Consider the following 523-nt stretch of genomic DNA (forward strand, 5'->3'; position numbering starts at 1 on the left):
CAGATCATCTACACACCATCCGTATTGAGCATGAACCTGCATCAACCCAATGCAGTTGTGGCTGCCAGTTACGTCGTATCGGCGAAGATATCAGTGAAAAACTGCATTTCAGACCGGCACAGTTCTATAAGGAACAGCATGTACGTGGCAAATGGGTCTGTGATCAGTGCGACACCCTGACTCAGCAAGCGATGCCCGCCTATGTGATTGATAAAGGTATTGCCAGTCCTGAACTGCTCAGCCATGTGCTGGTATCGAAGTATGCCGATCATTTGCCGCTGTACCGTCAGCGCCTGATCTATCAGCGGGCTGGCATTGATCTGTCCAGATCCACGTTATCTGACTGGATTGGTCGCTGCGGTGTGGAACTGGAACCTCTGGCCAATGCCTTAAAACAGGTGGTGCTGCAACAGCGGGTGATCCATGCCGATGAAACGCCGGTCACCATCATGCGGATGGGTGAGAATGATAAAAAACCGAAGAAAGGTTATGTCTGGGCCTATGCCACTACACAGTACAATCC

Annotated in this window: 1 protein-coding gene; it reads left to right on the forward strand. The window is 50.9% G+C overall.

Annotation, left to right across the window (positions count from 1 at the left end):
• Nucleotides 1–523 (forward strand): IS66 family transposase (tnpC, locus tag AC07E5_RS09580; RefSeq protein WP_498625317.1); only part of this gene is annotated, 523 nt, incomplete at both ends.

It is taken from the genome of Acinetobacter seohaensis, from assembly GCF_056431365.1.